General features: G+C 68.5%; 22 protein-coding genes. 12 read left to right on the top strand and 10 right to left on the bottom strand.

The annotated features are described in order from the left end of the window. Positions 1 to 18: 18 nt before the first annotated feature. Entirely contained in the window at positions 19 to 915 is an 897-nt protein-coding gene (mmsB, locus tag ACSFA2_RS14565) for a 3-hydroxyisobutyrate dehydrogenase (RefSeq protein WP_435456025.1), read from the top strand. 15 nt (positions 916 to 930) lie between these two features. Here mmsB and ACSFA2_RS14570 read toward each other — a convergent pair whose 3' ends face one another. From ACSFA2_RS14570 to ACSFA2_RS14585, 4 genes are all read right to left on the bottom strand, one after another. Then, entirely contained in the window at positions 931 to 1,323 is a 393-nt protein-coding gene (locus ACSFA2_RS14570; RefSeq protein WP_435456026.1) for an FHA domain-containing protein, read from the bottom strand. A gap of 40 nt (positions 1,324 to 1,363) precedes the next feature. Then, complete coding sequence (locus ACSFA2_RS14575; RefSeq protein ID WP_435456027.1) at positions 1,364 to 3,064, bottom strand: CHASE2 domain-containing protein; 1,701 nt, start codon at positions 3,062 to 3,064, stop codon at positions 1,364 to 1,366. Then, positions 3,061 to 4,503 carry a M48 family metalloprotease gene (locus ACSFA2_RS14580; protein WP_435456028.1) on the bottom strand — a complete coding sequence of 481 codons (1,443 nt, stop codon included), beginning with the start codon at positions 4,501 to 4,503 and terminating at the stop codon, positions 3,061 to 3,063. Before ACSFA2_RS14580 ends, ACSFA2_RS14575 begins: the two co-directional genes overlap by 4 nt. Before the next feature lie 195 nt (positions 4,504 to 4,698). After that, complete coding sequence (locus ACSFA2_RS14585) at positions 4,699 to 5,061, bottom strand: hypothetical protein (protein ID WP_435456029.1); 363 nt, start codon at positions 5,059 to 5,061, stop codon at positions 4,699 to 4,701. Between the two features lie 233 nt (positions 5,062 to 5,294). Between ACSFA2_RS14585 and ACSFA2_RS14590 the strand changes: the two genes are divergently transcribed. The 6 genes from ACSFA2_RS14590 to ACSFA2_RS14615 all read left to right on the top strand — a co-directional run bounded on the left by ACSFA2_RS14590 (position 5,295) and on the right by ACSFA2_RS14615 (position 9,352). Then, on the top strand, positions 5,295 to 5,870 hold the full coding sequence (locus ACSFA2_RS14590; protein WP_435456030.1) for a DUF3455 domain-containing protein: 576 nt from the start codon (positions 5,295 to 5,297) through the stop codon (positions 5,868 to 5,870). An 87-nt stretch (positions 5,871 to 5,957) separates the two neighbouring features. Then, a complete protein-coding gene (locus ACSFA2_RS14595) occupies positions 5,958 to 6,524 on the top strand; it encodes a sigma-70 family RNA polymerase sigma factor (protein ID WP_435456254.1) in 567 nt (188 codons plus the stop codon). After that, positions 6,521 to 7,270, top strand: coding sequence for an anti-sigma factor (locus ACSFA2_RS14600; RefSeq protein ID WP_435456031.1), 750 nt, complete (start codon positions 6,521 to 6,523; stop codon positions 7,268 to 7,270). Before ACSFA2_RS14595 ends, ACSFA2_RS14600 begins: the two co-directional genes overlap by 4 nt. 20 nt (positions 7,271 to 7,290) lie before the next feature. After that, entirely contained in the window at positions 7,291 to 8,118 is an 828-nt protein-coding gene (locus ACSFA2_RS14605; RefSeq protein WP_435456032.1) for an aspartate dehydrogenase, read from the top strand. A 16-nt stretch (positions 8,119 to 8,134) separates the two neighbouring features. Then, positions 8,135 to 9,019, top strand: a complete 885-nt coding sequence (locus ACSFA2_RS14610; RefSeq protein ID WP_435456033.1) for a DUF6279 family lipoprotein — start codon at positions 8,135 to 8,137, stop codon at positions 9,017 to 9,019. A gap of 78 nt (positions 9,020 to 9,097) precedes the next feature. Further along, positions 9,098 to 9,352, top strand: a complete 255-nt coding sequence (locus ACSFA2_RS14615) for a hypothetical protein (protein WP_435456034.1) — start codon at positions 9,098 to 9,100, stop codon at positions 9,350 to 9,352. A gap of 47 nt (positions 9,353 to 9,399) precedes the next feature. On the opposite strand, the gene ACSFA2_RS14620 is transcribed toward ACSFA2_RS14615, so the two are convergent. Continuing rightward, positions 9,400 to 11,169 (bottom strand): EAL domain-containing protein, encoded by a 1,770-nt coding sequence (locus tag ACSFA2_RS14620; protein WP_435456035.1) that lies wholly within the window; start codon positions 11,167 to 11,169, stop codon positions 9,400 to 9,402. 117 nt (positions 11,170 to 11,286) lie between these two features. Then, on the bottom strand, positions 11,287 to 13,089 hold the full coding sequence (locus ACSFA2_RS14625; protein ID WP_435456036.1) for a bifunctional metallophosphatase/5'-nucleotidase: 1,803 nt from the start codon (positions 13,087 to 13,089) through the stop codon (positions 11,287 to 11,289). A 122-nt stretch (positions 13,090 to 13,211) separates the two neighbouring features. Between ACSFA2_RS14625 and ACSFA2_RS14630 the strand changes: the two genes are divergently transcribed. Then, complete coding sequence (locus ACSFA2_RS14630; RefSeq protein WP_435456037.1) at positions 13,212 to 15,098, top strand: alkaline phosphatase D family protein; 1,887 nt, start codon at positions 13,212 to 13,214, stop codon at positions 15,096 to 15,098. Positions 15,099 to 15,115: 17 nt separating this feature from the next. On the opposite strand, the gene ACSFA2_RS14635 is transcribed toward ACSFA2_RS14630, so the two are convergent. After that, positions 15,116 to 16,123 carry an SLAC1 anion channel family protein gene (locus ACSFA2_RS14635; RefSeq protein WP_435456038.1) on the bottom strand — a complete coding sequence of 336 codons (1,008 nt, stop codon included), beginning with the start codon at positions 16,121 to 16,123 and terminating at the stop codon, positions 15,116 to 15,118. Positions 16,124 to 16,230: 107 nt separating this feature from the next. On the opposite strand from ACSFA2_RS14635, the gene ACSFA2_RS14640 reads away from it, so the two are divergent. Further along, positions 16,231 to 17,184: a GlxA family transcriptional regulator gene (locus ACSFA2_RS14640; protein WP_435456039.1), complete on the top strand. Its 954-nt coding sequence runs from the start codon at positions 16,231 to 16,233 to the stop codon at positions 17,182 to 17,184. Positions 17,185 to 17,198: 14 nt separating this feature from the next. Here the strand turns inward: ACSFA2_RS14640 and ACSFA2_RS14645 are convergent, their stop codons facing one another. Together ACSFA2_RS14645 and ACSFA2_RS14650 are read right to left on the bottom strand one after the other, a co-directional pair. Continuing rightward, positions 17,199 to 18,539, bottom strand: coding sequence for a sulfatase family protein (locus ACSFA2_RS14645; protein ID WP_435456040.1), 1,341 nt, complete (start codon positions 18,537 to 18,539; stop codon positions 17,199 to 17,201). A gap of 17 nt (positions 18,540 to 18,556) precedes the next feature. Beyond that, entirely contained in the window at positions 18,557 to 19,564 is a 1,008-nt protein-coding gene (locus tag ACSFA2_RS14650) for a Bug family tripartite tricarboxylate transporter substrate binding protein (RefSeq protein ID WP_435456041.1), read from the bottom strand. A 162-nt stretch (positions 19,565 to 19,726) separates the two neighbouring features. On the opposite strand from ACSFA2_RS14650, the gene ACSFA2_RS14655 reads away from it, so the two are divergent. Together ACSFA2_RS14655 and ACSFA2_RS14660 are read left to right on the top strand one after the other, a co-directional pair. Continuing rightward, on the top strand, positions 19,727 to 20,305 hold the full coding sequence (locus ACSFA2_RS14655) for a MarR family winged helix-turn-helix transcriptional regulator (protein ID WP_435456042.1): 579 nt from the start codon (positions 19,727 to 19,729) through the stop codon (positions 20,303 to 20,305). Further along, positions 20,271 to 20,756, top strand: a complete 486-nt coding sequence (locus ACSFA2_RS14660) for a GNAT family N-acetyltransferase (RefSeq protein WP_435456043.1) — start codon at positions 20,271 to 20,273, stop codon at positions 20,754 to 20,756. The genes ACSFA2_RS14655 and ACSFA2_RS14660 overlap by 35 nt, the downstream gene beginning before the upstream one ends. A 41-nt stretch (positions 20,757 to 20,797) precedes the next feature. On the opposite strand, the gene ACSFA2_RS14665 is transcribed toward ACSFA2_RS14660, so the two are convergent. Next, entirely contained in the window at positions 20,798 to 21,517 is a 720-nt protein-coding gene (locus tag ACSFA2_RS14665; RefSeq protein WP_435456044.1) for a histidine kinase, read from the bottom strand. A 216-nt stretch (positions 21,518 to 21,733) separates the two neighbouring features. Here ACSFA2_RS14665 and katG point away from each other — a divergent pair, with 216 nt between their 5' ends. Then, the gene (katG, locus tag ACSFA2_RS14670) at positions 21,734 to 23,986 is read left to right on the top strand and encodes a catalase/peroxidase HPI (protein ID WP_435456045.1); all 2,253 of its coding nucleotides are present in this window, start codon (positions 21,734 to 21,736) and stop codon (positions 23,984 to 23,986) included. Positions 23,987 to 24,090 lie beyond the last annotated feature (104 nt).

Genomic DNA, 24,090 nt, shown 5'->3' on the forward strand with positions numbered 1-24,090 from the left:
AATCAATGGAGACAAAAAATGAAGATCGCATTCATCGGCCTCGGCAATATGGGCGGCCCGATGGCCATGAACCTGATGAAGGCCGGGCACACGCTCAGCGCCTTCGACCTGTCGAAGGAGGCCTGTGCCAAGTTCGCGGCCGAGGGGCTGCCGATCGCGGCGTCGGCGGCAGCGACTGTCCAGGATGCCGAGGTCGTCGTCAGCATGCTGCCGGCCAGCGCGCACGTCGAAGGGCTCTATCTGGGCAGCGATGGCCAGCCGGGCATCCTGGAACAGATCGCGCCCGGCACGCTGGTGATCGACAGCAGCACCATCGCCGCCGCCACCTCGCGCAAGGTCGCCGAAGCGGCCGCCAAGCGCGGTGTGGCCGTCATCGATGCGCCGGTGTCGGGCGGCACCGGCGGCGCCATCGCCGGCACGCTGACCTTCATGGTCGGGGGCAGCGAAGCCGACCTCGAACGCGCACGTCCCGTGCTGGAGAAGATGGGCGCCAACATCTTCCACGCCGGCGCGGCCGGGGCGGGCCAGACCGCCAAGATCTGCAACAACATGCTGCTGGGCATCCTGATGATCGGCACGTCCGAGGCCATCGCGCTGGGCGTGGCCAACGGGCTCGACCCCAAGGTGCTGTCGGAGATCATGCGGCGCAGTTCGGGCGGCAACTGGGCGCTGGAAAAGTACAACCCGCTGCCGGGCGTGATGGAGACCGCGCCCGCGTCCAAGAACTATGCCGGCGGGTTCGGCACCGACCTGATGCTCAAGGACCTGGGCCTGGCGCAGGAGAACGCCGCCGCGGTGCGCGCTGCCACGCCCCTGGGCGGCATGGCGCGCAACCTGTACGCCGCGCACAGCCTGGCCGGCCACGGCGCGCTGGACTTCTCCAGCGTCATCAAGATGGTGCAGAAGAAGGCCTGACCCGCGCCGGGCCGGCTACTCGGTGTCCTTCGATTCCTGATTCGGCGGCAGACGCCAGCCGGGAACCGAGGGCATCGCCTCGGCCACGATCTGCTCGTCGCCGGCGCCTTCCCACGCGAAGTGCACCGTCGAATCGCCGACCGTCAAGACGTCGCCATCCGTCAGCGGCTCCTGCGCCAGCTTGCGGCCATTGAGCCACACGCCGTTGGTGCTCCCCAGGTCCTCGATGGTCACGAAGGCATGCTCGACCGTGATGGCCGCATGCACGCGACTTACGCGGCGGTCGTGCACCACCACCTTGTTCGATGGCGCGCGGCCGAGGGTCGAGCGGCCCGTGGGCAACACATGCACTTCGAACAGGCCCGACGGCAGAAGGATGGCGAGTGTGGGTAGCTTGGCGCCGCTCATGCCTCCATGATCGCAGCAAAATAAGGCATTGGGTACTCAGTCAGGTCCGCGGCTTGATGGCCGCGCATTCATGGTCATCCGGCGCGTGCTTGGCGCACCGCTGCGCCCATGCTTTCCAGGGTTGGGGGTCGATGGCAGCGTGCCACCAATCGCACGAACGCCCAGCAATCGTTTTTCCGATCCGAAGGAAGTGCGCGATGAAGGGGAACAGCAGGTATTCGAACATCGACAACGGCCCTTGTCGGAGCCACAAATAGCCCAGGACGAAGATGAAGGCAATCAGCGCGACGTTGATGTTGATGAACGCCAGCCGCCCAAGAAAGTGCTGTCGTGGATCGACCGTTGCCCGGCCTCGCGGCCAGCCGAATACGAGCATGGGAGCGATGAGAAACACCATGCCCGCTCGATGCAGGATGCTTTGCCACCAGCTCAACGGGCGTGGTGGCGGCGGCTCGATCTCGGTGAAGTAGTGATTCCAGAGCGTGAGCACCGCCACGGTGGAGATCACGCTGATGATGACGAACAGACTGCCGTGACTCGTCAAGTCGTCAAGATCGAAATCGCCTGCCTGCTTGTACTTCCCTTCGAACGTGATCAGGTTGTCGAGTGCCATGGCGTGGGCGTGAACGCCCGGTATCGGTCCGTGGATGGGCGAGGTGACCTTGTCGCCCGTTCCGATGACATCCGCGCCTAGAACGACGATCTTGTTGGCGAACGCGGCACCGAGTTCAAGATCGGAGAAGCCCTTTCCATTGAAGGCTCGCAGGGGGATGACCTGATGGTACGGGCAGGGGGGCATTTGTCTCACCAACGCTTCGCGCTGGAGCTGCTGCGCGCGATTCGTGTCGGGTTGGAGCCGGATGACCCATCGGGTGATCAGGTTCTCGGCAAACACGACACCGGGCACCGCTTCCAGGAGTGGGATGCCGTCACGACACGCCGGCTCGTAGGTGGCCGGCACCGTCTTGGGTTCCTGTTCCCGGATCATCGTCTGCACATTGGTCGGGAACGAGCGGGCGGGCCAGATCATCGCGAGCGGTGGTAGCTCTTGCTTGTCCTGGGGGCATCGATCGGGTTCCTCCCGGCAGAAGATGTCGAGCGCTGCCGAACGGACGTGCCGTGGAGGTGCTGCGCTCGTCTGGATCTGGATGGGGTAGTCCCATTGCGACTGGTCATGCTTGTCCGGCGTCACCCGCGCGTCCACCGGGATGGCGCAGACACTCATCTTCAGCGGCGAGTCGGGTGTTGGTCGGGGCTCCGGATGTTCCTTGAAGAGCTCGGCCTCGGTCGGGGAATCGGGGACCAACCCGCGAAGGGATGCGATGTAGACCTTCGTCGTCCCGCGCGCCTTGCAGAGGGTGTCACGCAGGGCGGCAATTTGCGCCGGCGAACTTTCGCGCTTGAGAAGCAAGTCGATGAACAGAACCCGCGGCTTCTTTGCCAGCAGGACTTCCACGCGACGGCTGAAAAAACCAAGCTCCAGCGGCCACTTCTCTCCAAAGGTATCCAGGTCGGCGTCGTCGATGGTGACGACCGTGATTGCCCGGTTGCCGCTCTCGCCGTAGATCGGCGTCAACGCCGGTGACACCGCGCGCGTCACGGCCCGCTTCGCGAGTTCCTGCTGAGGGATCTGCGCCGTTATCCAGGCCAGAGCCAAACCCGTCGCCACCGTGACGATGGCCACCCAGAGATCCCAACGCCAGTTCCTTTTCTTCCATCGGGTTTCACCCGCGGCGCTCATTTCTTCAGCGCCTTCTCGCAGGCCAGGCGCATCTGCGCCTGCTTGCGCCGACATTCGACGACGACGTTGGCGGCTTCATCCTTCATGCCGTACCGCGTGTACAGGGCAACGAGACGCGGATACGCCGACGGCGCGTTGCTGAATTTGGCCAGGGCGTTGCGGCCGATCTCGGTGATGGCCGCTTTTTGGTTGCGAGCGCCGTAGTAGGCCGCTGCAGAGTCGAAGGGCTCCCAGGTGGGCTCCGATGCTGCCAGGCTGCGCCGCAGCACCTGCTCGTTGGCCGCGCCGCTGCTGCCGCCGCGCTGCGCCTCGAAGAGCAGGTAGTTGGGCAGGGCGTGCGACGCGATCACGCCGCCGCCCGTCAGGCGTCGCAGCGTCGGCAATGCCTGCGCGAACTTGCGATCGACGACCTGGTTGCGCGCCATGAAGGCTTCGCGGTAGCCATCGACCGTGGCCTTGACATCGCGCTGCTGCATGAATTGGGTATAGGGCGCGACCGTGGCCTTGCGAGCGACCTCCGAGTTGGCATGGACCTTGTCCAGGTAGACGTCGATTTCCTCCAACCGCTTGCTGCCGTCGTCGTGCGCGCGCGCCATCTCTCCGAGGACATCTTTCATCGCGCCGTCGAGCGCCATCTTGGCCGACGCATCGATGCGCCCCTGGCTCGACAGCGCCTCGATGCTGGCCTGTCGCTCGGCCGCGAGTTCGGCGCGCAGCTTCGCTTGCTGCGCATCCCACTCGGCAACCTTGCCCAGCCAGGGCAAGGTGCCGTCGGCCACGCTGTAGCCGGCCTTGATCATCAGGTCGACGCCCAACCGGTCCGCCTCGGCTTCCTGCCGCCGCCCCCACGCCGGTTGCAGGGCCCGGTCGTTGAGCTTGACCAGCAGCAGCATGCGGTCGAGTGTTTCCTGCTGGCCCGACGTGTAGGGTTTGGTCGTTGCATTGTTGCCGGAGACCACGTTCTCCAAGGTGTTCTTGAGCAGCGCGCTGTCCTCGAAGAAGGACATCATTTCCTTCTGCTTTCGACCGATCCAGCTGCTGTCGTGGTGGTGCAGCAGCACATGGCTGAGCTCATGCGCCAGCAGGGCGGCGAGTTGGTCCTCGTTCTGCAGATTTCGCAGGTAACCCAGCGACACGAAGATGTTGCCGTCGGGCGTGGCGCCGGCGTCGAGCTGGTCGTTGGCAACGACGAACACCTTGCCGGGCACGTTAGTCACGCCGCTGGCGGCCTTGAGCTTGTCGAGCACCTGGTTGGCGTAGGTCGTGGCGGCGGGCAGTGGCACCAGGCCGTGGCTCACGCGCTTGTCGTTGACGTCGATCTCGTCGCCGATGGCTTCGTTGGACGGCTCGTAGGCGCCCGGCTTCAGGCGCGAGATCATCGGCTTGCTGTCGAGGCCACCCAGCACGTTCGACAGCGCTTCCCTGCCGCGGTCAAGCAAGCTCGGCTCGGCTGCAGCGCCAGAGCCCGTCCCAGAGCCGGTGGGTGCGGCGCACCCCCACAGGGCGGCCACGAGGGCTGCCGACACCATGCACGCAGGACGCATCTCGCAAGCTCCTCGGACTTTTGTTGTTTGGGGTGTCAATCGCACCCCGGCGGTCTCGGAAAAATCAGCAGGCTGCTGCAGCCGAAGTCGCTACTTCCGTCGGCAAGCCTCGTTGGCATTGCGCGTGGCACCCGCATGGACCGAGGCGACCGCGGTCGAGCACATGTCGCGCACGCTGACGGCCATCTCGTCCGGTCTAACGTCTCGCTTGGCAACCCACGCGTCCTTGCCTGCAACTTTCAACCGGTAGCGCTGACCGTCCGGCGATTCCTCGAACACGGGAAGGGTGAAACCGCCTGACGGAATCTCGTCGCCGCGCTCCGGGCCTCGGTCCTGCTTGTAGGTCTGGATGACCTTGCCGGGATGGATGGGCACGACCGCCGACGGCAGTGACTGGGCCGCCGCAGACCCACCCACCATCGCGAGCACCAGAAGAAAAATCCGCGGTCTCATGCGCACACCCCGTTTCTGGAAGAGGTCCGAAATTGCAAACTATTGTGTCCAAAACACAGGGGAACTGCAATCCTTCTTCTTAATGAAGACGCAGCCGAAGACATCCGTTCCACGCCGCCGCCGTCCCGAACTATTTCTTGCCTCCCCTGCATCCAGAAGCCGTTCCCGCGGGTAGTACCTGCAGCAGCAAGACGCTGCGCACCCGCAACTGCAACCACTTCGAAGGAGCAACCATGCAAGCACTGATCTCTACCCGCACCCTGGCCGTGTCCGCCATTGCCGCCTCGGCCGCCGTCCTGGCCGCCTGCGGCTCGATGGGCCCGGGCATGCCGATGTCGACCTTCTCGCAGACCAGCCTGCCGCCGACCATCCAGGTGCCGACGGGCAACAAGGTGGCACTGGAAACCGTGGGCGTGGGCGACATCACCTACGAATGCCGCGACAAGGTCAACATGCCCGGCCAGACCGAGTGGGTCTTCGTCGGCCCCAACGCCGTGCTGAACGACCGCATGGGCAAGCAGGTCGGCAAGTACTACGGCCCGCCGGCCACCTGGGAAGCAATGGACGGCTCCAAGCTGACGGCCACGCAGCTCGCCGTCGCGCCTTCGGGCCCGACCAGCCTGCCGTACCAGCTGGTGAAGGCCAACCCGGCCATGGGCATGGGCGCCATGACCGGCGTGACCTACATCCAGCGCGTGGCCCTCACCGGTGGCGTCGCCCCCGCGTCGATGCCCTGCACCCCGATGACCAAGGGCCAGAAGGCGACCGTGAAGTACCAGGCCGACTACATCTTCTGGAAGGCGGCGTAAAGCGCACCAGCGCGGGGCAGGGGCCTTGCGGGGAAACGGAGAGGGCTCGACTACCATGCGGGCTCCCACCGTTCCACCCCGGGCTTCCTGTTGCCAGCTCCCGACGATTTCGATTACGACGCCGCACTCGCCGCCTGCGCGCAGGGGCAGTCCCAGGCGCTGGCGCAGATCTACGCGCGTGAAAGCCGCTACCTGCTCGGCGTGGCGCTGCGCATCGTGCGCCAGCGCCAGCATGCCGAAGACGTGCTGCACGACGCCTTCGTCGCCATCTGGCAGCGCGCCACCACCTTCGACGCCGCGCGCGGTGCGGGCCGCGGCTGGATCTACAGCGTGGTGCGCAACACCGCGCTGAACTGGGTTCGCAACCACGCGCGCGACGTGCCGGTCGACGAAGAGGCCGGCGCGGCGCTCGAGGACGAGATGGCCCTGCAACACCATGCGAGCACACGCGATGCCGCGGAAACCCGCGTCGACCTCGGCCGGCTCGACGGCTGCCTCGCGCAGCTGGAGCCGGGCCGGCGGGAATGCATCGTGCTCGCCTACGTCGACGGTTGCTCGCACGGCGAGATCGCCGAGCGCACGAAGACACCCCTGGGCACGGTCAAGGCCTGGATCAACCGCGGCATGCGTGCTTTGCGCGAGTGCATGACATGAACCCGAACACACCCATTCCCTCGCCGAACGACGACGACCTGCAGTCGCTGGCGGGTGAGTACGTGCTCGGTACCCTGTCGGCCGCGAAGCGGCGTGAGGTCGAGGCCCGCATGGCGGTCGAGCCGACGCTGCGCGAGGCGGTCGAAGGGTGGGAGCAACGCCTGCATCCACTGACCGCGCTGGCCGAACCGGTGGAGCCGTCGGCCGCGCTCTGGGCGCGCATCGAGCGCAGCGTGGCACCGCAGGCCGCGGCGGCCGCCGACAGCGTGCGGCGCGCCGCGTCGGGCGTGCAGACCTGGTGGAACAACCTGAAGCTCTGGCGTGGCCTGGCCGGCACCGGCTTCGCGGCGGCGGCCATCCTCGCCGCCGTGCTGGTGGTGCGCATCCAGACGCCGGCCACGCCGCAGTACCTGGTCGTGCTGGTCGCGCCGCAGGACAAGGCGCCCGGCTGGGTGGTGCAGACCAGCGGCGGCTCCCGGGAACAGCTGAACCTCATCCCGCTGGGCACGGTCGCCGTGCCCGCCGACAAGTCGCTGCAGTTCTGGACCAAGGCCGACAGCTGGCGCGGGCCGGTGTCGCTGGGTCTGGTGCAGCCGGGTCGTGCGCTGCGCGTGCCGATCGAGAAGCTGCCGCCCTTGGAGCCCAACCAGCTCTTCGAGCTGACGCTGGAGCCGGCCAACGGCTCGCCGCTGGACCGGCCGACCGGGCCGATCCAGTTCATCGGGCGCGCCGTCAAGGTGTTGTAGCCCCGTTCCCTCTGCGCCCCATGACACGCTCGAACACCTCCACACGCGTCGGCCTCATCGGCTTCGGCGCCATCGGCCGCTCGGTGGTCGACGCCTGGTCGGCAACGCCGGTTCGCGGCCACACGCTCGCCGCGCTGCTCGTGCGCGAACACCAGCAGGGCGAAGCACTGCGCGCGGTGCCTGCAGGCGTGGCCGTGTGCACCGACATCGCTTCGTTCCTGGCCGCCGATCTGCAGCTCGCGGTGGAAGTGGCCGGGCACGGCGCGGTGATCTCGCACGGCGAACGCATCCTCGCAGCTGGCATCGACCTGGCGTTGATCTCGGTCGGCAGCCTGGCCGACGATGGCTTTCGCGCGCGCCTGGAACACGCGGCGGCGCAGGGCGGCAGCCGCCTGCTGCTGCCCATCGGCGCCATCGCCGGGCTCGACGGCCTGCTGGCGCTGCGGCGCGCGGGGCTGTCTTCGGTGAAGTACACGTCGACCAAGCCGCCCGCGTCGTGGAAGGACACGCCCGCCGACGGCCCCTTCGACCTCGACGCGCTGACCGAGCGCACCGTGATCTTCTCCGGCACGGCGGCCGACGCCGCACGGCGCTATCCGAAGAACGCCAACCTGGCCGCCGTCGTCGCGCTGGCTGGCCTGGGTCTGGACAAGACGAAGGTCGAGCTTGTCGCCGACCCGGCAGCCACCGGCAACTCGGGCCTGATCGAGGCCGTCGGGCCGTCGTCGACACTGACCGTGAAGGTCGCCGGCGCGAGCGCCGCGTCCAACCCCAAGACCTCGCAGATCACCGGCATGAGCGTGCTGGCGGCGCTGGACAACCGCGGCAGCACGTTCGCGTTCATCTAGGGCGTCAGGAACCCCGATGCGACGGCCCTTCATCCGCGGTGCGACGCTGTCCAAGATCGGTTGTGCGCTGGTCCTTGGTGCCGCGCTGATCGGCTGCAGCGCCGTCAAGCTGGCCTACAACAACCTGCCGGAACTCGGCTTCTGGTGGCTCGACAGCTACGTCGATTTCAACGGCGCGCAATCGCCGCGCGTGAAGGAGCAACTCGGCCAGTTGCTCGAACGCCACCGCCGCACCGAGCTGCCCAAGCTGCTGGCGCTGGTCGAGACCGCGGAGCGGCTGGCGCCTGCAGATGTCACGCCGGCCCAGGTCTGCGCCGCGAGCGACACGCTGCGCCAGAGCCTGCTCGCAACGGCCGTCGACGCCGCCGGCCCCGGCGCGGAGCTGGCGCTCGGCCTGGGCGATGCGCAGTTGCAGCACCTCGAGGGCAAGTACGCGAAGATCAACGCCGCGTACGCGAGCGATTGGCTGGAGCGCAGTGCCGACGCGCAACACCGCAAGCGCTACGACACCTTCCTCGAACGCAGCGAAGACTTCTACGGCGCATTGGACGACGGCCAGCGCAAGCTGCTGCGCCAGATGGCCGACCGGTCGATCTTCGACCCGCGGCGTGTGGACGCCGAGCGGCGCCAGCGCCAGCGCGAATCGCTCGACATCCTGCGCGGCTTCAGCAACAGCGGTGCCCGGCCGTCCGACGTGCAGGCCGCACTTGTGGCCTATGCCAGGCGCATCGCCGAGCCGCCGCCCGGCCCCTGGCGCGACCACCAGCAGGCCCTTCTGCAGGAAAGCTGCAGCAACATCGCCCGGTTGCACAACGCCACCCGCCCGGCGCAACGCGAGCAGGCGATGCGTCGGCTGCAGGCCTATGCGCAGGACATTCGGGATCTGATCGCGGCGCACTGAACGTGCCCTGGCGCAGGGCCGTTGCGGTCGGCCAACATGCGTGTTGCGTGTCACATGCCCTGTTCACAATGCCGGTCCATGGCACGCCGACTCCTCTCCCTCGCCCTCACCGTCGATCAGCACGACAGCGGCGACTATGCGTGGCGGATTCTCGAATCCCCGGACCATCTCGCGGAATTCGAACCGCTGGTCGAAGGCGCACTGCCGCATGCCACCTACGTCGATGCGCTGAAGGCGGGGTGCGATGCCCTGCTCGCGCTGTGCGAGGACCCGTTGGTGGGGCCGGTGGAGGACGCAATGCCGGATGATTTCCAGGGGGACGACGATCTTTGAGGAGGCTTGCGCGGCGCCTCGGGCCGCGCGTGTGCTGCCGACGCCCCTCAATCGTCGGCACGCCGTACCCACAGGCCATTCGGCGCCTGCTTGGCCGCATGCTTGGCCTGTGCCGCTTCGCTGGCGATGCCTTCGGCGTCCTGAGCGGTGTCGCGTGCCACGCACACGGCACCGATGGACAGCGAGGTGAGTGGCGTGAAACGCAGCACCCCATAGCGATCCTCCGCCTCGATGCCGCCGGCCTGTTGCGCCGCATCGTCGTAGAGGGCGCGCGCCCCCCCGTTGAAGGCTTCGATCAGCCGTTCGCAACGCGCCTGCCAGTCCGAACTCTGGAAGAGGATCAGAAAGTCATCGCCCCCAATGTGCCCGACGAAATCCACCTGCGGATCGGCGTGCGAGACGGCCAGCCTGGCGAGCAGGCGGATCATCTCGTCGCCGCGCCAGTAGCCGAAGCGGTCGTTGAAGACTTTGAAGTTGTTGAGATCGGCATAGCAGGCCACGAAGCCGACACCGCCCTCCAGCAGGCGCTCGATATGGATGCTGATGGGAATGTTGCCCGGCAGAAAGGTCAGCGGATTGGCATGTCGCGCGGCTTCCACGCGTGCTTCGGTGACGGCGCGCACCAGCTGGTCGCCGGTGCCAAGCCCGACGTAGCGGGTTCGCTCCGTGACGATGAAGCCTTCGCGAAGGTAGGCCTGGTCCTCCGACGTCAGGATGCCGACGAGACGCTCGACGCTGTCGTCGAGCTCGACGATGCGCGGCTTCGAATTGCCATATGACAGGCAGGGCCGGCGCCCATGCACCTCGCGAAAGTACAGGCGGGCATAGTCGTTCATGAACGACTGCCGATTGATCAACGCGACCGGCTGCCCGTCATCGACGACCGCGAGTGCATGCAGTTCGGGTCGGGCCTGAAAGATGACGGAGACCTCGTCGATCGGCGTTCCCGGGCCGAGTGCCGGTGCGTCGATGACGGCGATGCCGCGCAGCACGTCGGGCTGCGCGTGGCGCCTGGCATGCGGCACCACGGCGATCCGCGGGTCGCGGATCGCGGTGCCGACCCCCTCCGGAATCGCCTGCCGCAACGCCCGCTGCGGGCGCCCGAACAGGTAGCCCTGACCGAGCTCCACGCCGAGTTCGCGCAGGATGCCCATGTCGCGGGCGTCCTCCACACCTTCGGCCACCAGAATCGTGCCGAAGGTCTGGGCAAGGCGCGCAAAGGTGCGCACCAGCTCGACGCGTTGCGGCTGGCTGGCGATCCCCTGCACGAAGAACTTGTCGATCTTCACGAATTCCGGCTGCAGGTCGGTCCACCGACGCAGGTTCGAATGCCCCTCGCCGAAGTCGTCCAGCGCGATCCGCGCGCCCACCGCCCGCAGCCTGCTGACGGCCTGCCGCAGCCCCTCCGCGGAGGCATGCGCCGGGCTTTCGGTGAGTTCCACGACGATCGACCGCGCGTCGAGGGCGTGGTGCGCCATCGTGTCTTCGAACCACGAGCGACCCGCCTCGTCGGCGGACATGGCTTCGACCAGCGCGTCCGCGCTCATGTTGATGAAGAGCTGTCCCGGCGACGCCATGCGCTGCCATTGCGCCAGGATCGTCTGCACGCAGTGCATCTCGAACCCCGTCAGGAACGACGCCTCCGAAGCCCACGCCAGGAGTGCGAGGGGCGTGTGCAGTGGTGTGTCTGCGGGGCCGCGTATCAAGGCCTCATGGCCGAGGATCGTGCCCTCGCGCAGATGCACGATGGGCTGGAACACGGCATGGAGCGCCGGAATGCCCGCCCCGTGCACGGGGGCGCTTTGGGAGTTATTCATTCATCGTTGCGGCGAGCGTGCTGATCGACGCAGCTTGAACGATGTGTGTGACAGCGTACTGCTTGCCTGTGTTCAACCTCCGCTGCCAGGCCGCCGCGCGCGTCTGTTCCGGCCCGGCTACAGCGCCGTGATGCGGTTCGTCGCCGGTGGCGCCAGCGGGTCGTTGGCCTTGATGTAGGCCTCCAGTGCGTCGATGTCCTGGTCGCCGCCCAGCGTGTTCGTGCCCTGGTTGAACACGGTGAAGTTGTCGCCACCCGTCGCGAGGAAGCTGTTCATCGTCACGCGGTAGGACGTGGCGTCGACCATCGGCACGCCGCCGAGCGCCATGGCCGTGATGCGGGAACCGGCGGCTGCGGCCAGGTCGTAGGTGTAGGTGAAGCCGGCCGAGGGCAGCAGCACGCGCGGCGCGGCCACGGTGTTGCTGCCGCTGTTGAACTGCTGCTCCAGCAGCGCGCGAATCTGCGCGCCGGTCATCGTCTTCACCACCAGGCTGTTGCCGAAGGGCTGCACGCTGAAGAGCTGGCCGTAGGTCACGCTGTTGTCGGCGGCGGGCACCAGGTCGGCACGCACGCCGCCCGGGTTCATGAAGGCGATCTGCGCGGCGCCCTTGCCGGCGGGTGCGGTGGCGGCCAGTTGCGCATCGGCGATCAGGTTGCCCATCACGTTCTCGCGCGAAGGTGCGTTGGTGCGTGTGGCCGGGCCGGTGACCTTGCCCACCACGCGCTGCACCAGCGGCGCCGCGACCGCCTGGTACTGCGTGACGAGTGCGGCGATCTCGGTGTTCTTCGCGAAGATCGGGTACTGGTCGGTCAGCGCCACGGTGGTCGCGCCGCTGGTGTACGCCTCGCCCTGCACGATCACGTTGTCGGCCTTCTTGGCCGTGACCTTGCGCGTGGCGGTATCGACGGTGAGGTCGATGTCGGTCACCAGCGTGCCGTACTGGCCGGCGCTCGTCAGCAGGAAGGGCTTGGCGGCGTTGGTCTTGGCGTAGTCGCAGACGTAGGCGCGGTGCGTGTGGCCGGAGACGACCACGTCGACGCTCGCATCGAGCCGGTTCAGGATGGGCAGCAGGTCGCCGCTCAGCCCGGCGCAGCTCTTGTCGTTGTAGCCCGTCGTCACGGTCGCGCCTTCGTGTACCACCACCACGATCACGTCCGCGCCCTGCGCGCGCAGGCCGGGGATCAGCGCGTTGGCCGTGTCGGCCTCGTCCTTGAACGTGAGGCCGGCCACGCCCGACGGCGTGACGATGCTCGGCGTGCCCTTGAGCGTCATGCCGATGAAGCCGACCTTCACCGTCGCGCCGTCCTGGGTGAAGGTCTTCATGCCGGTGGCCGGGAACAGCGTGGTGCCGTCGGCCTTCACCGTGTTGGCCGCGAGGAAGCCGAAGTTGGCGCCGGGGAAGGTCTTGTTCACCTGGCAAGGCTCCAGCGCCGTGTTCTTGGCGCAGCCGCCGTTCTTGATGCGCAGCAGCTCGGTCTGGCCCTTGTCGAACTCGTGGTTGCCGACGGCGTTGAAGTCGATCTTCATCACGTTGACCGCCTCGATGGTCGGCTCGTCGAGGAAGAGGGCCGACACCAGCGGCGATGCGCCGATCATGTCGCCGGCCGACACCACCGCATGGTTCGGGTTCTTGGCCCGCAGCGATGCGATGGCCGACGCCATGTAGGCCGCGCCGCCGGCCGGCACCGCCACCGTGCCGCCAGCGGAAGAGGGCGCGGTGATCGAGGTCTTGGGCGGCTCGAGGTTGCCGTGCAGGTCGTTGAAGGCGATGAGCTTGAGGGCCATCGTGGCCGGCACCGTGGGCGCGGGCGTGGTGGGCGGCGGTGCGGTGGCGACATCGTCGTCGCCCCCGCCGCAGGCGGCCACCGACAGGGTCAGAAGGATGCTGGCCAGCAGCAGTCGATTTCGGTGCATGTCCATCGCAGCCTCCGCAGGTGGTGATCGGCAGATGCTAGGCAGCCGGGATGACGCAACCGTGACGCATTTCACGGGCGCGTCATGCGCGGTGACTTCAATCGGGGCTCCCCACCCGGAGCATTCGAATGACAACCCGCCACATCCCTCCCGCACCGCAGCCCGATACCGGCATCGACCCCCGCGAGGTCGCCAACCGTCGGCGGCGCGACTTCCTCGACTTCCTGGTCAAGTCCTCCTCCAGCGCGGTCGCGCTCGCGGCGGTCGGCTCGCTCGCGGCCTGCGGCGGCGGCGGGAACGACTCGGCGCCGGCCCCGGCACCGGCCCCGCCGGCGGCCACGCCCGCCGCCTTCGCCTTCGGCGTGGCCAGCGGCGACCCGCTGACCGACCGCGTGATCCTCTGGACGCACGCCAAGGTGCCCGACAGCACGGCCGACGTGGCGCTGACCTGGGACGTGGCGAGCGACGCTGCCTTCAAGGCCATCGTGCGCAGCGGCACGGTCAGCGCGACCGAAGCCGCGTCCTTCACCGCCAAGGTCGACGTGACCGGGCTCACGGCCGGCGCCAGCTACTTCTACCGATTCCGCGATGCCACCGGCGCCACGTCGACGGTCGGCACCACGCGCACGCTGCCCGCGGCCGACGTCGCATCGGTGAAGTTCGCCGTGTTCTCCTGCGCGCTGTATTCGGAAGGCTACTTCCACGCCTACGATGCGGCCGCCCAATCCGACGCGCAGTACGCGCTGCACCTGGGCGACTACATCTACGAGTACGGCTCCGACCCCAAGAAGTACGGCAACGGCAGCATCCCGGGCAACCGCGTCACGAGCCCCGCCAACGACATCGTGACCATGAACGACTACCGTTTGCGCCATGCGCTGTACAAGTCCGACCTGAACCTGCAGGCCGCGCACGCCCGCATGCCGTGGATCACCGTGTGGGACGACCACGAGATCGCCAACAACGGCTACGTGAACGGCGCCGAGAACCACGACCCGGCCACGCAGGGCGACTGGGTGACGCGCAAGAACATCGCGGCCAAGGTTTATCACGAGTGGATGCCGATCCGCACGCCCGACCCGGCCAACCTGCTGAAGATCTACCGCCGCTTCGACTTCGGCAGCATCTTCACGCTGCACATGCTCGACACCCGCCTCGAGGGCCGCGACCGCCAGTACGACAACTACGGCGACGCCGACGGCGGCATCGCGCGCTACCTGGCCGGCATCACGCCCAACGCCAACGGCATCCGCCCCGACGCATCGCGCCAGATGATGAGCGTCGAGCAGCAGAACTGGCTCACCGGCGGCATGCAGGCATCGAGCGCGACCTGGCAACTGCTGGGCAACCAGACCATCATGGCCCGCATGTGGCTGCCGGGCTCGGTGCTGTCGACCGTGCTGGCCAGCCCCGCCACCGCGCCCGCGGCCATCACCGCCTTCCTGACCGCGAAGGCCACCCGCGCGGCCGCCGGGCCGGGCGCGCTCACGCCCACGCAGACCGCGCTGCTCGACCCGGCGACCAACCCGCGCCTGCCCTACAGCCTGGATTCGTGGGACGGCTACCCGGCCCAGCGCGAGGCCATCCTGCAGACCGTCAAGACGCAGGGCAAGCGCCTGGTGACGCTCTCGGGCGATTCGCACAACGGCTGGTTCACCCAGCTCACCACGCTGGCGGGCGACAAGGTCGGCGTCGAATTCGCGGGCACCTCGGTGAGCTCGTCCGGCTTCGAAGGCGCCGGCCTCGGTACGCTGGCCAGTTCCATCGACGGCAGCGCGCTGGTGCCGCAACTGGGCAACGCGGCCATCGGCGCCGGGCTCGGTCTGGTCGACGACGTGAGCTACTGCGACACCACGCGCCGCGGCTACCTGGTGATGACCGTCACACCCGCCCAGGTGAAGGGCGAGTACGTCTACGTGAGCAGCGTGAAGGAGCCGACGTACACCACCACGCTGGGCCGCACCATCACCGTCGCGGCTACTGCCGGCGGCACGGCGGTGCCGGTGATCGCCTGAGCCGGCACGCTGCGGCTTCAGGCCAGCAGCTTGCCGTTGAAAGCGATGCGCAGGGTCCGCACGGTGAGGACGGCCATCGCCAGGCTCAACAGGCCCAGCAGCGCGACGGCGATGACCCACAGCGGCATGCTGTCACGCAGTTGCGCATAGCGCAGGGCGGCGTTGGCCAGTGCGGCGATCGGGAAGCCGATCGCCCACCAGGCCGGTGAAAACGCGATGTCGCGGCGGAACACCTTCGGCGCCACCACGGCGAACATGAAGAGCGCGAAATAGAACAGCAGGGCCGCGAAGCGGTCGATGCTGCCGACCACGTTGGTGTAGGCGAGAAAGCCCACGGCAAAGGGCGCCACCAGGATCATCAGCGAGGGCGTCATGGCCGCCGGGAAGCGGTCGCGATGCACCAGCCGGCTGACGATCATCACGAACAGCGCGAGCGCCAGCATGGCGCCGATGGCGCTGGCCAGCAGGTTGACTTCGGCTGCCCAGGCCATCGGCATGTGGCCACCGGTCACGGCGATGTCGAGCGTCGCCACGCCGGGAATGAGCCAGGCCGGCACCGCATGCGATGCATCGACCTCGCCCTTGAGCAGGCGCGAGACGACGATGAAGCTGAGGATGAAGGTGGCCAATGCGCCCACGGTCCAGAGGGTGCGCGCAGCCGGTTCGCTGTACGGTGCGACGACCGACGACAGCAGCAGGACGGCGATCACGATCGTGCCGAAGAAGTTGCCGGCCACCGGGTGATGAAACTCGGCATGCACGACCTCGGGGTGCAGCGTGAGCTTCGTCAGATAGGCCACGGCGAGCAGCAGGAAAACGACCACCGCGAGCGCCCCGACGGCCTCGCCGACGACGGCGGGCAGGCCCAGGCTCGTGTGCGCAACGCGCCAGGCGAGCGTGAGCCCCGACAGGCCCATGACCGACGCGAACAGGTTGACGGGCAGGTGGCGAACGGATGCCTTGCCGCGCGGCTGCACGGCCGAGGCTGACGAGGAAGACGACGAGGGCAGGGTCCGGGTTTGCACAGCAGGCCTTTGGCTGAATTTGCAGAAGTGGCTAGTTTCTGCCAAGCTCGCGAAACCGTCTTGGACATACGGCGGCATTTGCTGCCAATCACCGGGCCTTCTCCGCCATGCGCGTCGCCATCCTTGCGTTTCCCCGTTTCCAGCTGCTCGACGTCGCCGGGCCGGCGGATGTCTTCGTCGAGGCAGCGCGCCAGCTCGGCCGGCCCTCGGCCTACCGGGTGCAGCTGATCGGCACCCGGCCGGGCTTGCTCCAGAGCAGCAGCGGGTTGCGGCTTGCGGCCGACGCCACCGTGGCCACGCACCGCGGGCGCATCGACACGCTGCTGGTCGCGGGCAGCCCGAAGCTCGACGACATGGCGAGCGACACACCGCTGCAGGACTGGTTGCGTCGCCAGGCGCGCAGCGTGCGGCGCTACGGCTCGGTGTGCACCGGCGCCTTCGTGCTGGCGGCCACCGGCTTGCTCGAGGGCAAGCGCGTGGCGACCCACTGGAATTCGGCGGCACGGCTCGCGGCCGATTACCCGGGAACCTGCGTGGAAGCGGACGCGATCTATGTGCAGGACGGCAAGCTCTTCACCTCCGCCGGCGTGACGGCCGGCATGGATCTGGCCCTCGCGATGGTCGAGGCCGACCATGGCCGTGACCTGGCGCTGCGCGTGGCGCGCGAGCTGGTGATGTTCCTCAAGCGGCCCGGCGGTCAGAGCCAGTTCAGCGCCCACCTGGCCGCGCAGACCTCGGAACGCTCCGGCGTGCGGGACCTGCAGGACTACGTGCTGGCCCATCTGAAGGACGACCTCTCGGTCCCGGCGCTGGCGGCACGCGCCGGCATGAGCGAACGCAGCTTCGCGCGCATCTTCCGCAGCGAAGCCGGCACCACGCCGGCGGAGTTCGTCGAGAAGGCGCGGATCGATGCCGCGCGCCGCATGGCCGAGGAGTCCGACCTGCCCGCTAAGCGCCTCGCCGACGCGGTGGGCTATGCGAACGTCGATGCCTTTCGTCGTGCCTTCGGCCGGCGCCTGGGCGTGAGCCTGACGCAATACCGCAAGCGCTTCGCCGGCTGACGGAAGCGTCGCCCTCAGCGCTGCGGCATGTCCTTCACCGAATAGCCCAGGCTGATCGTCGCGTCCGCCGGAATCGGCGGCATGCCGGCGTTCCAGGCCTCCCAGGCGGCGCGCATGCGGGCCAGGCGCTCGGGCGCTTTCTTGCCGAGGTTGGCGCGCTCGCGCTCGTCGGCGGAGAGGTCGAAGAGGTAGTCGTTGCCGTCCACGCGCAGGTACTTCCAGTCGCCGTCGCGCATGGCCTGCTGGCCGCGGTGGTTCATGCGCCAGTGCAAAGGCCGCTCGAAGCGGTGGCCCGCATCGCGCAGCACCGGCATCAGCGACACGCCGTCGAGCGGGTAGGCCGCATCGGCCGGCACACCGGCCGCATCGAGCATCGTGGCCGACCAGTCCATCGTCATGCACAGCTGCCGGCTCTCGCCGCCCGGCGCGATGACGGCGGGCCAGTGCGCGATCCACGGCACGCGGATGCCGCCTTCGGTCAGGTCCATCTTGCCGCCCACCAGCGGCCAGTTGTCCGAGAAGCGCTCGCCGCCGTTGTCGCTGGTGAAGACGACCAGCGTGTTGTCGGCCATGCCATGCGCTTCGAGCGCCGCCATCAACCGGCCGATGCCTTCGTCCATGTGATGGATCATGCGGCGGTACACATGGATGTTGCCGCCGGCCAGGTCGAACAGGTTGTCCTTCACAGCCGGCGCCTTGGCCGCGTCGTCGCGCGTCTCCCACGGCCAGTGCGGCGCGGTGTAGTGCAGGCTGAGGAAGAAGGGCTTGGCGTCGTCGGCCGGCTGCTGCGCCATGCGGCCGACGTAGTCGACGGCGCGCTGCGAGAGCAGGTCGGTGAGGTAGCCCTCGGCCTGCGCTTCTTCGTCGCCGAGCCACAGGTCGTGCGTGCCGCGCGAGTCGCAGTGGGTGAAGTAGTCGACCCCGCCCGACAGCGGCCCGAAGAACTCGTCGTAGCCCGAGCGCAGCGGCCCGAAGTGCGGCGGATAGCCCAGGTGCCACTTGCCGATGAGCGCGGTGCGGTAGCCGCTGTCGCGCAGCAGCGAGGGCAGCGTGGGGTGCGCCGGCGGCAGGCCGAGCGCGGTGTTGCCGCGGCTGTCGCTGCGGATCGGTTCCTCGGCGGCGCCGCGCAGCCGGTACTGGTAGCGGCCGGTGATCATCGCGAAGCGGGTGGGCGAGCACACCGGCGAGTTCGCATAGCCCTGCGTCAGCTTCAGCCCGTTCGCGGCCAGGCCGTCGAGCACCGGCGACACCGGCCCGAAGACCGCGTTGCGCCCGCCGTAGCAGCCGAGGTCGGCATGGCCGAGGTCGTCGGCGACGATGAAGACGATGTTCGGCCGTTTCGCTTGCGTTGCCATCCTGTGTCCGTCCTCGATCAAGGTTGGTAGCCAGATTTCTGCACCACCGGCGCCCATTGCGCGCGGTAGGCCTTCAGCATCGCCACGGTCTGCGCCTGCGTGCTCACCACCGGGGTCATCAGCGACTCCTTGAAGCGGCGCGTCGTGTCCGGGTCCTGCATCACCGCGTGGATCGCGGCGGCCAGCCGCTCGACCTTGTCCTTGGGCATGCTGGCCGGTGCGAAGAAGGTGTTCCAGCCGGTGGCCGACAGGTCGAGGCCGGCTTCCTTGAAGGTCGGGATCTTGGGTGCGAAGGCCGAGCGTTGCGCGCCCGACAACGCGAGGATGCGCAGCTTGCCGGCCTCGTGCTGCGGCAGCACCACGTCGGCCGTGTCGACCGCCACCGGCACCTGGCCGCCGAGCAGGTCGTTCAGCAGCGGCGCCGAGCCGCGGTAGCCGATCACCTGCGTCGGCACCTTCGCCTTCTCGCCGACCATCAGCGCGAAGAAGTGCGGCAGGCTGCCGGTGGCCGGCACGCCGACGTTGGCTTGCGTCGGGTTGGCGCGCATCCAGGCCAGCAGGTGGCTCAGCTCGCGCACCGGCAGCGTGGGCGACACGGCCAGCGCGAAGTCGTAGTCGTTGACGTGGGACACCGGCACGAAGTCGCGCTCGGGGTCGTAGTTGTTGTCCTTGAAGACCAGCGGCGCGACGACCATCACCGCCGGATTGGCCAGCATCAGCACGTTCTGGTTGGCCGGCGTGGCCTTGACCTGCTGGGCCGCGAGCCGGCCGCCGGCACCGGGCTTGTTGTCGACCACCACCGGCACGCCCAGGCGCGTGGCGAGCTTGTCGCCGACGATGCGCGCGACCCGGTCGGTGGCGCCGCCGGGTGCGTAGCCGACCACGATGCGCAGCGGGCTGTCGAGCTGCGGCTGGGCCTGCGCGTGCGCGCTCGGCAGGGCGGCGGCGATGACGCCGGCCACCGCGGCGAGGGTGGCGATGCGGCGGGTGAGCAGCCGGCGCGGGTATGAAGGGAAGGGCGTCATGGGGGTCTCCAGGGGGTGATGCGATGCGGCGTTTCGGGCGCGCGGCGGCTGCCGGCGATTCTGGTGAGGCTACAGTCGATTGATCAAATCAACCATCGTCCGGACTAACCCGGACCAGCCCGGACCAGCCCGGATGAAACGGACCCACGGAGCCCTGCCCCCATGACCTTGCCACCTCGCGAACCGCTGGAGGCGCTGCTGCTGTACCGGCTGTCGCGCCTGGTCGTCGTCGCCGGCCGCATGGTCACGCGGCTGTGCGAAGGCCGCTTCGGCATCACCCGGCGCGAGTGGCGGCTGCTGGTCACGCTGGCGAGCCTGGGTGAACTGAGCTCGTCGCAGCTGGCCGAGCATGCGCAGCTCGACCGCGCGCGCACCTCGAAGGCCGTGGGCTCGCTGGTCGCCAAGGCCCTGATCTCGCGCGAGCCCCGCGCCGGCGACCGCCGCCAGGTGACGCTGGCGCTGACCGAGCGGGGCCGCGCGCTGTACGACGAGCTCTTTCCCCTGGTGAGCGCGATCAACACCGAACTGGGCGCGGTGCTGGATGCGGAGGAGGCCGCCCGCTTCGACGCGGCCCTGCGGCGCCTGCAGGCCCAGGCCGATCGCATGCTCGACACCGCGGTGCTGCCCAAGGCCGACCGTGGCCGGCGCGGTGCGGTGCCGCCCGCTGTATCGTCGTTGTCCAACTTGTCGACGGAGCCACGCAGCCATGTTCTCGATCCGCAAAGCCACGCCAGCCGATGAAGAGGCCCTGTGGGGCATCCTCGAGCCCGTCATCCGCGCCGGCGAGAGCTACGATTTTCCACGCGACACCGACCGCGCTTCCGCGTTGCGCGCCTGGCTGGCACCCGTCAACGACTGCTTCGTTGCGCACGACGGCGAGCGCGTGCTGGGCACCTACGTGCTCCACGCCAACCGCAACGGCGGTGGCGCACATGTCGCGAACTGCGGCTACATGACGGCCGCCGATGCGCAAGGCCGCGGCGTCGCGCGCGCGTTGTGCGCGCATTCGCTCGACGCGGCGCGCGCCGCCGGCTTTCGCGCCATGCAGTTCAATTTCGTGGTCGCCAGCAACCATCGCGCGGTCGCGCTCTGGCACCGCATGGGCTTCGACACCGTCGGGCGCGTCCCCGAGGCCTTTCATCACCCGGTGCTCGGGTACACCGACGCGCTGGTGATGTACCGGCGGTTGTGAGGCTGTGAACGGGCGGGGGGCCCGGGCCGCCTTGCCTGGGCTCAGGCGGCGCCGTGCGCGAGGGGCAGGCTCGCAAAGCTCGCGTCGATGGTCCGGTGGGGACCGCAGTCGCTCCTGATCTGCACCCGCCCGCCATGCGCCTGCGCGATGGCCTGCAACATCAGCGTGCGACGGCGGGCTTCGTCTTGCGCCTGGCGCGCGACATGCGCGGTGGCCGGCGGCAGCGCCGCGCGTCGCGTGCCGTCGCCGTGCACGGCGATGCGGAAGCGGTCGCTCGCCACTTCGCTGATCACGATGACCAAGGCCGATGGCGCGCTGGCCGTGATCTCGTCGATCGCCAGGGCGATGAAGCGCGCAATGCGCGACGGGTCGGCGATGCAGTCGCCTTCGCCGAGCCGGTCGTGCTCGATCGCCGCCGCCGAACCCGGCAGGGCGTCGAGCGCCTGCCGCACCGCGGCATGCAGACCGAAGCGACGCGGGTGCAGCACCAGGTCGAGCCCCGATGCGAGGCGGCATGCGTCGGCCAGCTCGTCCGACAGGGCGTTGGCGCGCTGCGCCGCGCTGTCGATGTGCGCCAGCACCGCCGCGGCAGGGGCCGGCACCGTGCCGTCGGTGCGGTTCATCAACTCGACACCGATGCGGATGGCCGACAGCGAATTGCGCAGGTCGTGCACGGCGCGGTCGACCAGCCAGCCGAAGGCGTCGGGCGCCGCGCCGGCACGCGCGCGGCGTGCCGCCTGTCGCACCCGGATGAGGGGCATGCCCGCGGGAAATCGAGCGTCGACGGGCGATGGCTTGGGGGCGGGCATCGCGATATGCTGACTGACGAACGGCCGTGTTGGCCGTCGCCTGAAGCCACAGCCTGTGTAGGCCGGCACCTATCGGCCAGATTGAGAGTCCCTATTCGCCGGACCGCTCGTTCGAGACAACAATCGACACGTCTCTCGCCATAGCCAAAACCTAGAAGGAGTATCCCCATGAGCACTCAGACCAACGAAGCGAAATGCCCGTTTCACCAGGCCGCCGGCGCCGGCACCAGCAACCGTGACTGGTGGCCCCAGCAACTGCGCGTGGACCTGCTGCACCAGCACTCGTCCAAGTCCGACCCCATGGGCGAATCCTTCGACTACGCCGCCGAGTTCAAAAGCCTCGACCTGGCCGCCGTGAAGGCCGACCTCGCCGCGCTGATGACCGACTCGCAGGACTGGTGGCCGGCCGACTTCGGCCACTACGGCGGCCTGTTCGTGCGCATGGCCTGGCACAGCGCCGGCACCTACCGCATCGGCGACGGCCGGGGCGGAGCAGGGCGCGGCCAACAGCGCTTCGCGCCGCTCAACAGCTGGCCCGACAACGTCAGCCTCGACAAGGCGCGCCGCCTGCTGTGGCCGATCAAGCAGAAGTACGGCCGCAAGATCTCGTGGGCCGACCTGATCATCCTCACCGGCAACGTCGCCCTCGAAACCATGGGCTTCAAGACCTTCGGCTTCGCCGGTGGCCGCGCCGACGTGTGGGAACCCGACCAGGACGTGTACTGGGGCCGCGAAACGAAATGGCTCGGCGGCGACGTGCGCTATTCGCAAGGCTCGCCCGGCGTGGAGAAGGCCGGCGGCGTGCTGGTGAAAGACGACGACAGCAAGGTGCCCGAGTCGCGCGACCTGGAGAACCCGCTGGCCGCCGTGCAGATGGGCCTGATCTACGTCAACCCCGAAGGCCCGGACGGCAAGCCCGACCCCATCGCCTCGGCCCGCGACATCCGCGACACCTTCGCCCGCATGGCGATGGACGACGAGGAAACCGTGGCGCTCATCGCCGGCGGCCACACCTTCGGCAAGACCCACGGCGCCGGCCCCGCCGACAACGTGGCGGACGAACCCGAAGCGGCCGGCCTGGAAGCGCAAGGCTTCGGCTGGAAGAACAAGTTCGGCAGCGGCAAGGGCGGCGACACCATCACCAGCGGCCTCGAAGTGACCTGGACCACCACGCCCACGCAGTGGAGCAACGACTTCTTCAAGCACCTGTTCGGCTTCGAGTGGGAACTGACCAAGAGCCCCGCCGGCGCGCACCAGTGGGTGGCCAAGGGGGCTGAAGCGACCATCCCGCATGCACACGATCCGTCGAAGAAGCTGGTGCCGACCATGCTCACGTCCGACCTGGCGCTGCGCATGGACCCGGCCTACGAGAAGATCTCGCGCCGCTTCTTCGAGAACCCCGACCAGTTCGCCGACGCCTTCGCCCGCGCCTGGTTCAAGCTGACCCACCGCGACATGGGCCCGCGCGTGCGCTACCTCGGCCCCGAAGTGCCTGCCGAAGAACTCATCTGGCAAGACCCGCTGCCCGCCGTCGACCATGCGCTGGTCGACGCGCAGGACGTGGCCGCGCTGTCGCAGAAGGTGCTGGCCTCGGGCCTCGCGCCATCGCAGCTCATCGCGACCGCCTGGGCCTCGGCATCGACCTACCGCGGCTCCGACATGCGCGGCGGCGCCAACGGCGCGCGCATCCGCCTCGCGCCACAGAAGGACTGGGCCGTCAACCAGCCCGCGCAGCTGGCCCAGGTGCTGTCGGTGCTCGAAGGCATCCAGGGCGAGTTCAACGCTGCGCAGACCGGCGGCAAGAAGATCTCGCTCGCCGACCTGATCGTGCTGGCCGGCGGTGCCGCCGTCGAGCAGGCCGCCCGCGACGCCGGGCGCGAAGTCAAGGTGCCCTTCACCCCGGGCCGCGCCGACGCATCGCAGGAGCAGACCGACGTGCCCTCCTTCGCGCCGCTGGAACCGGTCGCCGATGGCTTCCGCAACTACACCAAGGCGCAGTTCGCCGTGCCGGCCGAGGCACTGCTCATCGACAAGGCGCAACTGCTGACGCTCACCGCGCCCGAGATGACCGTGCTCGTCGGCGGCCTGCGCGTGCTGGGCGCGAACACCGCGCAGCGCAAGCACGGCGTCTTCACGCAGAAGCCGGGCGCGCTGAGCAACGACTTCTTCGTCCACCTGCTCGACATGGGCACGGCATGGACCTCGGTGGACGGTGCCGGCGAGCAGTTCGAAGGCCGCGACCGCAAGACCGGCGAACTGAAGTGGACCGGCACGCGCGCCGACCTGGTGTTCGGATCGAATGCGCAACTGCGCGCGATCGCCGAGGTCTACGGCAGCGCGGACAGCCAGGCGAAGTTCGTGGATGACTTCGTGGCGGCTTGGGTCAAGGTGATGGAGCTGGATCGGTTCGATATCGCTTGATATCGCTTTAACTCAAAAGGCCCGGCGCACTTCGCGTCGGGCCTTTTGCATGGCGTGCGTTAGCTGAGCAGCGCCATGCCTACTTAAAGCCGGTACATTCGTCG

It is taken from the genome of Variovorax cryoconiti (assembly GCF_051216395.1).
Taxonomy (GTDB): Bacteria; Pseudomonadota; Gammaproteobacteria; order Burkholderiales; family Burkholderiaceae_C; genus Variovorax.

Coding starts and splice junctions, on each gene's coding strand:
- mmsB (WP_435456025.1), top strand. CDS start 19: ATGAAGATCGCATTCATCGGCCTCGGCAATATGGGCGGCCCGATGGCC.
- ACSFA2_RS14570 (WP_435456026.1), bottom strand. CDS start 1,323: ATGAGCGGCGCCAAGCTACCCACACTCGCCATCCTTCTGCCGTCGGGC.
- ACSFA2_RS14575 (WP_435456027.1), bottom strand. CDS start 3,064: ATGAGCGCCGCGGGTGAAACCCGATGGAAGAAAAGGAACTGGCGTTGG.
- ACSFA2_RS14585 (WP_435456029.1), bottom strand. CDS start 5,061: ATGAGACCGCGGATTTTTCTTCTGGTGCTCGCGATGGTGGGTGGGTCT.
- ACSFA2_RS14590 (WP_435456030.1), top strand. CDS start 5,295: ATGCAAGCACTGATCTCTACCCGCACCCTGGCCGTGTCCGCCATTGCC.
- ACSFA2_RS14600 (WP_435456031.1), top strand. CDS start 6,521: ATGAACCCGAACACACCCATTCCCTCGCCGAACGACGACGACCTGCAG.
- ACSFA2_RS14605 (WP_435456032.1), top strand. CDS start 7,291: ATGACACGCTCGAACACCTCCACACGCGTCGGCCTCATCGGCTTCGGC.
- ACSFA2_RS14610 (WP_435456033.1), top strand. CDS start 8,135: ATGCGACGGCCCTTCATCCGCGGTGCGACGCTGTCCAAGATCGGTTGT.
- ACSFA2_RS14615 (WP_435456034.1), top strand. CDS start 9,098: ATGGCACGCCGACTCCTCTCCCTCGCCCTCACCGTCGATCAGCACGAC.
- ACSFA2_RS14620 (WP_435456035.1), bottom strand. CDS start 11,169: ATGAATAACTCCCAAAGCGCCCCCGTGCACGGGGCGGGCATTCCGGCG.
- ACSFA2_RS14625 (WP_435456036.1), bottom strand. CDS start 13,089: ATGGACATGCACCGAAATCGACTGCTGCTGGCCAGCATCCTTCTGACC.
- ACSFA2_RS14630 (WP_435456037.1), top strand. CDS start 13,212: ATGACAACCCGCCACATCCCTCCCGCACCGCAGCCCGATACCGGCATC.
- ACSFA2_RS14640 (WP_435456039.1), top strand. CDS start 16,231: ATGCGCGTCGCCATCCTTGCGTTTCCCCGTTTCCAGCTGCTCGACGTC.
- ACSFA2_RS14645 (WP_435456040.1), bottom strand. CDS start 18,539: ATGGCAACGCAAGCGAAACGGCCGAACATCGTCTTCATCGTCGCCGAC.
- ACSFA2_RS14650 (WP_435456041.1), bottom strand. CDS start 19,564: ATGACGCCCTTCCCTTCATACCCGCGCCGGCTGCTCACCCGCCGCATC.
- ACSFA2_RS14655 (WP_435456042.1), top strand. CDS start 19,727: ATGACCTTGCCACCTCGCGAACCGCTGGAGGCGCTGCTGCTGTACCGG.
- ACSFA2_RS14660 (WP_435456043.1), top strand. CDS start 20,271: ATGTTCTCGATCCGCAAAGCCACGCCAGCCGATGAAGAGGCCCTGTGG.
- ACSFA2_RS14665 (WP_435456044.1), bottom strand. CDS start 21,517: ATGCCCCTCATCCGGGTGCGACAGGCGGCACGCCGCGCGCGTGCCGGC.
- katG (WP_435456045.1), top strand. CDS start 21,734: ATGAGCACTCAGACCAACGAAGCGAAATGCCCGTTTCACCAGGCCGCC.